Source organism: Candidatus Nitrospira allomarina (assembly GCF_032050975.1).
Classification (GTDB): Bacteria; Nitrospirota; Nitrospiria; order Nitrospirales; family UBA8639; genus Nitrospira_E; species Nitrospira_E allomarina.
Window position 1 is genome coordinate 4,133,312 of record NZ_CP116967.1, and the last position, 13,054, is coordinate 4,146,365.

The following is a 13,054-nucleotide window of genomic DNA, read 5'->3' on the forward strand; positions in this document are numbered from 1 at the left end:
GGAGCGACACGAAAGTCGAAGGGAGAGAGGCTACGTTTCTGAGATGTTTGAAAATCAAGCAAGTTTCAAGCGACTGTACAGGCTTCCACTGGTGATGGAGACGACTACTCGTTCAACATGACATGCAATTGTCCATCCTGGATTTTCATATCCTTTACCCCCTTCGAAAATTGATCCCAAAATCCACCTGAGCCACCAAATTCTTCCACCAAATTGGTATTTTTAATATCTCCCCACCAGGCGCTGGGTAGTGGAATGCCACCGAGACTAATGCCCCGCATCGCCACCATCGGCTTCCCATTCGTATAACTGAGCTCCAGTCCAAAATTAATTTTCAACATCTTTCCACCCACAATGGGCATCTCGTGATTAATCGGGACCACCAGTTGGACACTAACGAGGTCGTCCGCCATATCAACAGCCACATGTCTGGCCATATACGAATCCGTGGCAATCAAGGCATTCACCTCCCGTTCAGTTAACTGAATCTGCCTAATCGAATCCTTTTCAGAATACGGCACTGGCTCAAGAGGGAGGTCAGCTGTGGACGGGGAAGGTTTGGACACAGACGAAGAAGCGACATCGGCGGTCTGAAGCAGGTGAGCCATTTTGGCATTCAAAACCTGCTGTTCCGATTCAGCCAGCCGGGTCGGTTGAAACATCGTGGCATAGACGTACTGGTTCATCCACCATACGACACCCAATGTCGTGGCCAACACCGCAAGCCCGATAAAAAGAATCACCTGTTTCCCACTAAACTTACGCCGTGAAATCACAACTTGGGTTGTCTCAGTAGTCATGCCATTTTTTCCCTTTCCAAAGTGACAGTGAGCCAGGATACGAACTCATCGTTGACCGATCAAGATTCGAAATGTTGCATTTGCAGTGAGGACTTAATTATCATAACCACGATATACATTTTCCCTTCCCCCATCATTTACAAAAACATTTAAATCTTCTCGGCAAGTTGATGGCCTATTCAGTGCAAGTCAATCTCATCCTCACGTGCCAAGCTCGTACCACGCTATGGGAAAAATAAGTGAACAAGAAATCCAATGCCGTTTTAATCAAGAAACGAGGAATCTGTTAAGACGGCAATTGAAGAACTACTGTTTTTTCTTTTCACCTTAACTAATACAACATAAAACCAAGGACTCCCCCCAAAGATCCAAGGGAAAGGCACGGAAGAAATGTTGCTGGAACTATCAAAGATTTTACCCCTTACAATTAGAAAAAAAGCTTACCGGCTTGTCATACAGATCGTGAGACAGCATGAGCAGGAAAGCGCCAAAAAACTAGAGGAAAAGCTCCCCAAAATAGATTTAACCAAGGAGCATATAAAAAACTTAAAGATTTTAACCAATAAGGCCGCCCTCCTTGATGTGTTGCCTAAGCATTCGATCGCAGCGGAAATTGGCGTCTCGCGCGGAGATTATTCTGAAAAAATTCTTTCCATCGTCCAGCCAAAACAGCTGCATTTAATTGATGCCTGGGGGAGTGCACCCTACCAAGTCAAAGCAGTCATCGAAGAGAGGTTTCACAAAGAAATTCAATCAGGGCAAGTACTTATTTGTCAGGGCATCTCAATTTCAGAACTGGAAAAGAAGGATGATGGAATTTTTGATTGGGTATATATTGATACGGATCACAGCTACGAAACTACAGCAAAAGAATTAGAAATTTGTCGAAAAAAAGTTAAAAAAGGTGGCATCATTGCGGGTCACGATTATGTGACAGGGGCCTGGGCGTCCAATCGCAGATACGGAGTTGTTGAGGCTGTGAATGAATTTTGCATCAAATACAATTGGGAAATGATTTATTTAACGATCGAACAACACCGGCATCTCAGTTATGCGATACGGGAAATTTCTTCCTGATATTCGCTCGTGCTTCAATCATGAGGCCAAACTTTGTTCATGCACATAAACAAAGTTTCATAATTGGAGCAGTGTCCCTACAACCCATATCCCACCTTGGAAAGCATCTGTACCCTGGTGGGGGAATTGGTTGTCCCTCTAGTTCACTTTTCAACCAACCTGGAAATCCGGCTTTCTCGCCGGACAACCTTTTAAAGATATCCTTAAGACACATTGCAAGACAGACCTCTAACCTCTACCCAACCATTGTCAATCCGATCGGCTCCAATATCATGAGAGACAGGTAGTGGATATCCACCCTCTCTAACCAATTACGTCCCACTGAAAACGAACTCTACCGGAAAGCCCGGCCTTGTTTATCATGAACTGGAGATTAGAAAGCTTCCCTTCCCATAAAGTATACTGCAATAATTTCTTATTGATACTCTTGGCGGTGAGCCCCGGAGAGAATAAAAATGCGACCCGGACTATTTGGGAGAAATCGGGGAATAGGCGGACGAACTCGCGGCCGCATGAGTTGGAAAATGCGGCTCATCCCGCTCCTCTTATTCGCAATATACGGACTGTATTTTTTCGTCTCGAACCAGGAAACCGTGCCGTTAACCGGCCGTTCCCAATTGGTGGACATGACCCATGAGCAGGAAATGGCCTTGGGACTCCAGTCCTACCAAGAAATCCTCAGCCAATCGAAAGTCATTCCGGAAGGACAGGTCGTAGATCTGGTCCGAACCATCGGCCGCCGTCTGGCAACCGCGGCAGCAGATGTCGATCCCGGATTCGAATGGGAATTTAATGTCATTGACTCACCACAGGCCAATGCCTTCGCATTACCGGGTGGAAAAACAGCAGTATATACAGGGCTCATTCCAGTGGCCGAAAACCAAAACGGATTAGCCGTCGTCATGGGCCATGAAATCGCCCATGCCATCGCCCGGCATGGTGCCGAGCGCATGGCGCATCAAAAATTAGTCCAGATGGGCACCATCGCCGCCACGGTGGCCGTCGGCGATATGGATTACGACACACAAAGGATGGTCATGGGCGCATTAGGAGTCGGCGCACAATATGGCGTGCTCCTCCCCTTTTCCCGCGACCACGAGTCGGAGGCCGATTACATGGGTCTGCTATTTGTCGCTCGTGCCTGTTTCGATCCCACGGAAGCCCCACGACTCTGGGAGCGCATGGGAGAAGTCAGCAAAGGCAAACAGCCAGCCGAATTCATGTCCACCCATCCCAGCCACGGGACCCGCATCAAACAATTTCAGGAATGGATGCCCGAAGCCCTCGCCCTCCGTGAAAGGCACTGCAGCACAACCTCCCAGTCTTCATAAAAATTCTCTATTGAAAATATTCACAATCCTAACGACTCGCCACTTTTCCTCCTCCGACGCCTGCTCCCTGGCCCTTGGGCGGACGCTCTCATACACCCGCAGCCCCTGTTCGAGCGCAGCGAGTTCTGCCCTCCCTAAGTTCGCGTCCGCCCTCTCCGATTTTGCCAGGGAGGGCGTCATGGGTTTTGGCTACTTTTGCCCGACCAAAAGTAGCTCGGCTGCCGGGCCGAAACCCGACAATACTCGAATATGCGAAGTAATACCAGATAATAAAATGATGCGTTCAAATTTGTAAGAAATTATTCGGAAATACTATTGGGTGGAGGAAGAACTAGGAGCTAAAAATTGAAGAGCCTCTGCAAAGGGTTCAGCCAGGACTTGAAGGCGATTTGATCGTTAAAGAGAATTTCCAGCCCAAGCAACCATCCGGCCAGGTGGACTTGAAGAAGTGCTTCGACAACATTCAACCCCGTATAGGCCAGTAAATTTTTGAGAAAATGAGATCAGGGAGGAAAGAGATTGTCCTGCGTCTCAGCAAACGTAAGCAAAGACTGATTTTTCATCAATCTTAAACCACATTCAACTCCAGTTCCAAATGCAGAAACACAAAATTTGCTACCTCATTTTTTACACAATCCCCGCCTGAGAGAAATTTGTTGACAAATAGCGAAGAGTCTTTCATAAATATTCTCAGGCAAAGCCCTCAAAGCAAGTCGCAGATTGAATCGGACTCCCGCATATGAAAAAAGACCTATCAGGCCAATTGGTGTTTTCGCCAAGCGATCTCATCTGCTATCTGGCCTCACCGTTCGCATCCTGGATGGACCGATACGCCTTGGAGAATCCCGGCGCGGTCACCCCTGATGAGGAAACCGAGGACGGACAACTCATAGCCCAGACAGGGGCGCAACACGAACGCGCGGTGCTCGATGAGTTCAAATCATACGGTGCCAACCTGGTGGAGATTCCAAGGACCGACCCTAGCGTTGCCCGAACAACAACTCTCTCCGCTATCGGCGCCAAGGTCCCCATTATCTATCAGGCGTTTTTGGAACATGAGTCGTTTGCGGGGTTTGCCGACTTTCTTCTGCTCAAGAAATCGGGATGCTATCAGGTGTGGGACACGAAACTGGCCCGCTCGCCTAAGCCGTATTATGCGATTCAACTTTGTTGCTATTCGGAGCTACTCGCTGGCGTCACTCGCGTTCCAATGCCCGAACATTTCGGCCTCATCCTCGGTACCAAGGACCGGGTTGAGTTTCGGATCGAAGACTTCATCCATTACTACCGCCGCATCAAAACGAATTTTCTGACGATGCAGAACGGCTTCACCGGAAATCTCACGGATCGCCCGGAGCCTCTACCGCGAGCCGATCACGGCCGATGGACTTCCCATGCAGAAAAATTCTTTCAGGATACGGACCATCTCGTGCAGGTGGCGGGAATCACGGTAAGCCAACTCAAGAAACTGAAGGAGGGTGGGATCGCCACAGTCGCCGATCTCTCCGAGGCGTTAGGCAGGTCTATTCGCAAACTGGGTGCCGACTCACTGGAAAAGCTTGTCGCACAGGCGCGCCTGCAGTGCCAGACCAGGGCAGACCGGACCGTGAATCCTGATGCCCCGCCGCGCTATGAAATCCTGCCTTCCATTGGTGCGAATGGCGAACCCGTGGGTCTGGCCGCTCTTCCGCAGGACCATCCGGCGGATGTCTTCTTCGATATGGAGGGGTACCCGCTGATGACCGGCGGACTGGAATATCTGTTTGGAGTCTGCACGAGAACCGGACAGCCGGATTCATTTGAGTTCATAGACTGGTGGGCACACAACCGGGAGGAAGAACAGCTCGCCTTCGAGGGCTTTGTGGGCTGGGTCTTCAATCGATGGCAGCGTAACCCCGGCATGCATATCTACCACTACGCGCCCTATGAGGTCAGCGCGGTGCGGCGATTGAGCACCCGTCACGATACCCGTCAGGACGAGGTGGATGCGCTGCTCCGGAACAAGGTATTCGTTGATCTTTTTCAGATTGTCCGTCACGGCCTACGCCTTGGCGAGAATAGCTACTCCCTCAAGACGGTCGAACGCCTCTACCGGCCGAAACGCGCCACCGAGGTTGCCACTGCGGCTGACTCCATTGTGCAATACGCCAGGTGGATCGAAAGCCAACAGCCGGCTGATTGGAACCACAGCCCCATCCTGAAAGATATCCGCGACTACAACCAGGACGATTGCACATCCACGGCAGAGTTGCTGCAATGGTTACGGAAAGTGGTCGTCCAGCATCGAATCACTGGGGTGACCCTGGATTCCGAAAACGCGCCGTCGGAGGCAAAAGAATTGCCGCCGGAGGTCGTGACGCGATTGGAGACCGCTGCACGGCTTCGCACGCAAGGAGATGCCATTTCCCTGATTCTTGCCGATGTGGTCGACTTTCATCGCCGTGAAGAAAAGCCCATGTGGTGGAGAATGTTTGACCGTGCCACCGCAACTCCCGAAGAACTCCGGGATGACCCGGCCTGTCTCCAGGGGATCTGCGCCGTGGGACCTCCCATGCCCGAGAAACTTTCACTGGTACAAGAATACCGTTTCGACCCCTCTCAGGAATGCAAACTGACCTCCGGTGATAAGTCCAAGGTGATGTTCACCCATAACCTGGATGCGAAATTCACCCTCTTGGAGCTGGATACATCCACGGGCAGTCTGAGCCTTAAGATCGGCAAGAAAGCTCTGAGCGAAAAATTTTTAGGCGCGTTCCCCTCGCAGGGTTCACTGCTTCCGGACGAGCATGTCTCGGCAACGGCCATTCAGCTTGCATTGACGGAAGTCGTGACCAGACACCTCTCACGCAACCTCAATGCCCCCGTGACTGCCTTGTTGAACCGAATGCCACCCGTCACACCGCTGCAACAGAACAGTGAGTCTCCAACCGAAACGGCCAAACGGGTGGCGGGATCGATGGGCGGTGGATGCCTGGTCATACAAGGGCCTCCCGGAACCGGCAAGACGTTCACCGCCTCACAGGTCATCACGTCGCTTCTCACTTCCGGCAAAAAAATCGGTGTCGCATCCAACAGCCACAAGGCCGTGATGAATCTTCTCACCGCCTGTGGCGAAGCCGCTCAAGAGAGTGGTTGTCAGCTCCAGGGCATAAAAGTCGGAGGTGACGCCGAAGATCCCTTGTTTACCTGCAACCCCGGCTTGCATTACATCAAGGACAGCAACACCGCATACCAGGCTTACACCGGCGGGGTTGTCGGCGGAACGGCTTGGCTCTTTACCAGACCTGAGTGGGAAGATGCACTCGACTTCTTGTTTATCGATGAAGCCGGACAGGTTGCCCTCGCCAACGCCATCGCGATGGCTCGATGTGCGAAGAACCTTGTTCTCCTGGGTGATCAAATGCAACTTGAACAGCCGGTGCAAGGCTCCCATCCCGGCGATGCGGGTCTTTCGGCCCTCCAATACGCGCTCAAAGATCTGGAAGCCAGCCAGCCCGACTCTCCTATCATGCATGCCGTGATACCCCCCGGCTACGGGCTTTTCCTCGGCGAATCCCGGCGTATGCACCCGGCCGTCTGCCGATTCATTTCGGAGAGCATGTATGAGGGTCGCCTTCAGTCACATTCCGACTGCGCCCGGCAGAAGATCGTGGTCCCGCCTGGCGCCAACGGCCTCATCGCTAGCGAAAGCGGGATCCTGTTCAGCGGCGTGGAGCACGATGGCAATATCCAACAGAGTGAAGAAGAGATTGAACGGGTCACGGCGATTTACCACGCACTCCAAGGACGTCTCTACACCGACATGAACGGCGGCACCAAACCACTGGCATTGGAGGACTTTCTTTTCATCGCTCCCTACAACGCGCAAGTCCGCGCACTTCAGATCGCCCTCCCAGACGGCGCCCGCGTTGGAAGCGTTGACAAGTTTCAAGGGCAGGAAGCCCCGGTCTGCATCCTCTCACTCTGCTCCAGTTACGGTGAATACGGTTCACGCGGTCTGGCCTTTATCCTTGACCGCAACCGGGTGAATGTGGCCATCTCCCGGGCGCAATGCCTGGCCATTGTGGTTGGTGATCCCCGAATCGCCGGCACGCCTCCCGGCTCCCTGGACGACATGAAACTCCTCAACCTGTTTTGCAAGTTGACCGATGCGACCGCCTCCAGATGAACCCAAAATCGCCTCTTCTGTCATTATGAATTGAATTCTGGTTACCAGTACCAAGGGCTTTCTCAAGATCCTTCGTGAACTTTAAATTCTCGCCATGGCCGACTCTTGATGAAATCTTATTGACAGACGATTACAGCCATCTCTTTCAAGGAGTCGCCCCTTACCCCCTCCCCATTAATCAGTAAAGTTAATTTCTTTCCTGTAATTGACCGAAAAGCATTCTGGGAAGGAGTGACTCGAAAATTCCGAAACGGGAACCTACAAAGGCAGAGTTTAAGATAGGCCGTTCCATGAAACGGTAGTTGAAGTCTAAAATCCGAAATGGGTTAACGAGTGGAAAGACTTATTCAGAAGGCCAACTGTCCATCATGTGGCAAGACATTTGGTCTGCATCTGAGTTTTCAGATAATGGCCTGGCCCGAGAGTTTTGTCTGGTGCCGACATTGCCGAAATATACTTTATTTGCCTCTTCGGATCTATCTAATGAGTGGTCTTATTTTTTTAATTTGTTTTTTATTCATATGTTTGTGTCTTACGCTTCTTTTACAAATAATTTTTAAGGGAGAGATGGAGCCCCTAAAAGCTATTGTGGGAATTGTAATATTTATTTCTGGGATTTTATGTGGTGAAATTGTGAGCTCTCAACTCATCATACGGTGGATCGCCCAACAAAAGAGTAAGTAACGAAACCGACTCCAAATTGAGTTCCCTGTTTTATCCAGGCTTTAACCTTTAATTCACATTTTTTTAGAGGAAGACGTGCCCAACACCCTAGCCCACATCGGCGTGCAAGGCTTTCTGAATCAGGCCGTTAAACCGGGAATCGACCCTAAACTAGTGTGCCTGGGTTGCTTGCTTCCGGACATTCCATGGATTTTCCAAAGAGTCCTGCTGGGAATCATGCCGGGAGGCGACCCTTATACCATTCGACTCTACTGTATCGCTCAAGCATCCTTATTCGTCACGTTGGTGTTATGCGGAGCCTTGGCCTTCCTTTCAAAAACGCCTAAACCCGTATTCATGATTCTAGGCGTCAACGTCCTCCTTCATCTCGTACTTGATGGCCTTCAAACCAAATGGGCCAATGGAGTTCATTTGTTTGCCCCTCTGTCATGGGACTTATGGAATGTGGGGTTATTCTGGCCGGAAAGTCTTCCAACCTATATCATGACCGGGGGAGGCTTACTCTATATAGGATGGCAATGGCAAAAGGGAATATCACAGCCTCTCCCATTCTCGCCCTGGTCTCCTCTCAAAGTATCGATATCGGCGTCGTTACTCATCCTGTATTTCGCGCTGCCTTTGGTGATAATTGAAGGACCTCGAAACGCCAATAACCATTTCGTTCTAACACTTGAAGAAACGGAGGCTCGTCCAGGGCGTCCTCTGGAATTGGATCGATCTTCCTATGAGAAGACCCCGACGGGCGATATGATTGGTCTATTCAATGGTGAAGAAATTAGAAGCACTCAAGAAATTCTAGATCACTCCGCTACTGTTTCGATTCGGGGACGTTTTGTCACGCCCACCCAACTGGATGTTCTTGAATTTCACGAACACTACAGTTGGTTCCGTGATACTGGCAGTTACCTGGGTATCCTTCTTCTGTTAGGCATGTGGTTGGGAGCTTTCATCAAACAGGGCCTGCTCCACTCTTCAAGCAAGTCGGATCATCATTCTAGTTATCAGCAGGAATAAACGACCAACCAGACTGATCCTGAAGGGCCACTACTTCTCTTGCACGATATCAGGAGAGAGCACATCTATAGTGAGTTTGACAGGAAAGAGTGTGTAGGTGTCAGAGCGGTGTCGAACTTCCTTTAGAAGCGTTTCGATGCGAGGCTCGACCATTTCTTCAAACGATTTCCCCCCATTTGTTTCCACGATGATCGGTTTTGAAAAATCTACAAGATCTTGATTCAGAAACAGGGAATAGCGGCGAATACGATTGGTGCTTACCACGATCTTGTTGGGAGCTGTGACCTGAGCGTGTAATTTGGCATACACCTCTCCCGTGATAAATTCATCTCGGCTGTCAATCAGGTTTTCGGTAAAGGCGGCAATCTGATCCGTCATATCGATTCGCACCCACGAGAACGGTGTGAGGTGGGTGGCATCACGAACCAAAGAGACGGTCCGTGGCAATGGCTCTCGTTGTTGAGCATCAAACCACCTCATCAGTTCCGGCAAGGCCTGCTTGGGGAAAAAATGCCCTCCCGCATGGGGATGCGTCCAGGTATGCTCCTGGTACTGATATGCGATGCCACGGCGCTCCATCTCTTTCACCAAATCGCGACTCAACTGCACAGGCATAACCTGATCCGCCGCGCCGTGAATGACATAGACGGGCGTATGAACTAAATTTTCAACGAAAGGAAACAACACATCATCAATACCACTGGCCATCGGCGCGATTCCCGCAAAGCGATCCGCATGATGCATCCCGATAATCCAGGTTCCAATACCGCCATTAGACATGCCGGTGAGAAAAATTCGGTCCGGATCGATATGGTAGTCTTTCTGAACCTCCTGTAAGACCTTTAACACCAGATCCTCGCCGTATCTGGTCCACCATGACCCCATGGTCACCGAAGGACAGGCCAGAATATATTTTTCACCCAAACGTGGAATCCAGCGATCCAGGTAGGCTTCACCCGTGAACCCTGCCCCATGCAAACACAGTATGAATGCCATCGGCTGTTCAGGTGAATAGGAAGGAGGAACATACAAGGCATACTCAGTATCCACTCCCCTCACCCGGATAGAGCGATGCGGTTGGGCCCCAACCGGCTGAGCCTCATATAGGGTCGGCTGCTGAAGAATTTTTGAAATGGATTCAACATTGGCCTCAGGCATAAGTTGAATGTCGGCTAACAGCTTGTTGGCTTTTTCCGGAGAGTCTTCCTCCGCATATTCTTTCACCAATGAGGACAAACTCCTGCCCGAAAACTCTAAGGCCTCGCTCTTTTCCATTTCCTTAGGGGAATGGGCCATAATGGGAAAAGCCATCAGAACCACTATTAAGCCAGAAAGCAGGATAATTAAATTTCTCATGCCGTGTTATCCTAACAATTTTGAGAATGAACCCTTTCACATCACTGAAGGTTCAGTACTTAATCTTCTCATATTTTGCGGGACATTCCTATGGGCTCAGTGCCACAGTCGGACGATAAAAATTCCTGAAAACTTCAAAAACTATGCGGGGTTTTCGGAGAAGATAGAGGAAGTGGAAAAATCGCTGAAATCGAAATAGACTTTTGGGGGATCATACGGGAATAATGGTTCGAGCCTTTCGAGGTTGCTCGCAGAACAAACCCTTCGGTCAACCGCAGAGCAGACTCTAGAAAATTTTTGCACCTCTCCTTGTCATCTTGAGAGCAATGAAGGATCTGAGCCCAGCCCAAGCCGGCAATGGGTTAGCTAGATGCTTCGCGCTGCTCAGCATGACAATTCAGTTGAGGATGTCTCCCACCTGGTTCTTGTCTTTCCCAGGCAATCAATGGACTTCGCCTGGATCCATCTGCTCTGATTAGTAAGCGCTGTAGGCCGTGGAACCCTATATTCTGCTGTTCCCCAATTTCCCCAGTACGATCTTCCTGAAATGCATTCAGATGGACACCAGCGAGCGCCCGGCAGGGATGACAAACCAGAACGCGACGAATCTAATTCCTGGCGGCAATTTTTCGATAGGCCTCTTGCACCGCCTCCTTACCATGAGTACGCTCCAACCGCCGCACGATAAAATGGCCACGTGCCATATTCTGAAAATGATCCATAAACAGCAAATTGATGGTGGCTCCCCCTGCGGCCCCCAACAACGGGATCGCCTGAGCGGCAGCTTTTTCTGATACTTGAATACTGTACCGTGAGGCAATTTCAGACAGAAACCGGACCAATGCCGGGGCGCCTGAACTCGTTAACCCACGTTCAAGCAAATACTTGCCCGCTTCGGTCATCGCACCCGCTAACGCGGCCCTCACCGCAAAATATCCCGTTTCGGCCCCGTCATCCGCTTGACTGGTGCCTCCCATGGCAAAGACCTCCAAGCAGGCCAGCTTGCTCCCAGCCTCCATAATCGGTTCTCCCTCACTTCTCGCGATATCAGCGATAGACCGCAACATCAGCGTCGTCGAGATCGGCAATTCGACGCTCAATGCCATGAGCCCCATGGCTCCCCCGATTGCACCACTGACGGTCGTCAATACCCGATGAGCCCCATTGGCAGATTGACCTCGATACCGTTCGTCTATACTGGAAACGGCCAGATCTAAGGCTTTATTCAGGGCCTTTTGCGTGGTCGTCAGGAGTTTGTTGGAAAATCCATCGGGCAGCATGGTGATGGCCCTTTCAACCGGCCCTCCGATGAGATTCGTGACTTTGGCAGCAAAGCTGGGGTTTTCTAAGAGATCTACTGCTAATGCTAAATCCTGCCCGTCGACGTGATTGAGAGTGGTCATGAGCGCGATCTCCCCGGTTTTTATGTGCAGAACACAATTGAAGTATTATATGTTAATGGATACCAAACACCGTCAACCTGCCTGTTGTCGATGACTCAGCAGAGCCTCACTGTCGTGGCTCAATTCTTCCCGTGATGAGCCAATCCTTCCCGAGCTTTTTAAGTTGGCAATCAGCTAATGGCCAGGCCCGATCAAGCTTTTTCGGCGATTGCCCGCCGATGAGGCCGATGGCATCCTGTCCCCCGAGCAGCATTGGAGTCATATACAATCTTACCTGATTCACCAGTCCCTGTTGAAACGCAGCGGCATTTACCCTACTACCTCCTTCGATGAGCACCGAGGTGAGACCCTCTTTTCCTAAACGGGATAGACAGGCCTTCAAGGAAACTCGTCCCGCTTGCCCGGGCAACACCCACACCTGAATGCCCCGTTTTCTCAAGTGTGCGATTTTTTGGTGTGGAGCCTGTGTGGTCGTGCACAAAATGGTGGGCTGCTCACCCACCCATCTCAAAACCTTGGCATTGAAAGGAATGCGCAATCGGCTATCAAGGACGACTCTTACCGGTTGCCGGCCCACCCGTCTGTTTGTCATCGTTGTCCCTCTGGCCGACAATTCAGGATTGTCGGCAATGACCGTTCCAACGCCAACCAGAATGGCATCCATCTGGTTACGCAAACGATGGACATCCTGACGTGCACGTTCCCCTGTGATCCACCGTGACTCACCGGTGGCCGTCGCGATTTTTCCATCCAAGGTCATTGCCCCTTTGAGAGTCACCAACGGGCGTCCGGTCGTGATCCAATAGGCATAGACCTCATTCAAATCCCGTGCAGCCTGCTCTAACACCCCAACCGATACCGGAACATGGGCTTGCCGGAGTTGTTGAAGCCCGCGCCCATTGACCTGTGGATTGGGATCGACCATCGCCACGCATATTCGGGCTAAACCGGAATGAATGAGGAGTGGGACACAGGGGGGCGTGCGCTTGTTGGTGTGACAACAGGGTTCTAACGTCACATAGAGAACAGCCCCTCGCGCTCGAGGGCCCGCTTGATGGAGCGCTAAAATTTCTGCATGAGGTTCGCCGGACTGACGGTGATAGGCTTCTCCCACGATCTGCCCATTTTTGACAATCACCGCCCCTACCATGGGATTGGGACTTGTACGCCCTTTCCCCTTGGCGGCGAGGGAAAGGGCTCGCTTCATGTAGGTGTCATCTG

Annotated in this window: 8 protein-coding genes; 4 read left to right on the plus strand and 4 right to left on the minus strand. The window is 51.0% G+C overall.

Annotated elements, in window-relative coordinates; all coding sequences use genetic code 11:
* Positions 1-104: 104 nt before the first annotated feature.
* The gene (locus PP769_RS18105) at positions 105-800 is read right to left on the minus strand and encodes a hypothetical protein (RefSeq protein ID WP_312642887.1); all 696 of its coding nucleotides are present in this window, start codon (positions 798-800) and stop codon (positions 105-107) included.
* A 390-nt stretch (positions 801-1,190) separates the two neighbouring features.
* On the opposite strand from PP769_RS18105, the gene PP769_RS18110 reads away from it, so the two are divergent.
* The 4 genes from PP769_RS18110 (at position 1,191) to PP769_RS18125 (ending at position 9,074) form a co-directional block, all read left to right on the plus strand.
* Positions 1,191-1,877 carry a class I SAM-dependent methyltransferase gene (locus PP769_RS18110; RefSeq protein WP_312642889.1) on the plus strand — a complete coding sequence of 229 codons (687 nt, stop codon included), beginning with the start codon at positions 1,191-1,193 and terminating at the stop codon, positions 1,875-1,877.
* A gap of 455 nt (positions 1,878-2,332) precedes the next feature.
* Positions 2,333-3,208: a M48 family metallopeptidase gene (locus tag PP769_RS18115; RefSeq protein WP_312642891.1), complete on the plus strand. Its 876-nt coding sequence runs from the start codon at positions 2,333-2,335 to the stop codon at positions 3,206-3,208.
* A gap of 739 nt (positions 3,209-3,947) precedes the next feature.
* A complete protein-coding gene (locus PP769_RS18120; protein WP_312642893.1) occupies positions 3,948-7,376 on the plus strand; it encodes a TM0106 family RecB-like putative nuclease in 3,429 nt (1,142 codons plus the stop codon).
* A 759-nt stretch (positions 7,377-8,135) separates the two neighbouring features.
* Positions 8,136-9,074: a hypothetical protein gene (locus tag PP769_RS18125; protein ID WP_312642895.1), complete on the plus strand. Its 939-nt coding sequence runs from the start codon at positions 8,136-8,138 to the stop codon at positions 9,072-9,074.
* 30 nt (positions 9,075-9,104) lie between these two features.
* Here PP769_RS18125 and PP769_RS18130 read toward each other — a convergent pair whose 3' ends face one another.
* The 3 genes from PP769_RS18130 to ribD all read right to left on the minus strand — a co-directional run bounded on the left by PP769_RS18130 (position 9,105) and on the right by ribD (position 13,040).
* Entirely contained in the window at positions 9,105-10,430 is a 1,326-nt protein-coding gene (locus tag PP769_RS18130) for a carboxylesterase family protein (protein WP_312642897.1), read from the minus strand.
* A 608-nt stretch (positions 10,431-11,038) separates the two neighbouring features.
* Positions 11,039-11,833 (minus strand): EcsC family protein, encoded by a 795-nt coding sequence (locus PP769_RS18135; RefSeq protein WP_312642899.1) that lies wholly within the window; start codon positions 11,831-11,833, stop codon positions 11,039-11,041.
* Between the two features lie 106 nt (positions 11,834-11,939).
* Positions 11,940-13,040: a bifunctional diaminohydroxyphosphoribosylaminopyrimidine deaminase/5-amino-6-(5-phosphoribosylamino)uracil reductase RibD gene (gene ribD, locus PP769_RS18140; RefSeq protein WP_312642900.1), complete on the minus strand. Its 1,101-nt coding sequence runs from the start codon at positions 13,038-13,040 to the stop codon at positions 11,940-11,942.
* Positions 13,041-13,054: the final 14 nt, after the last annotated feature.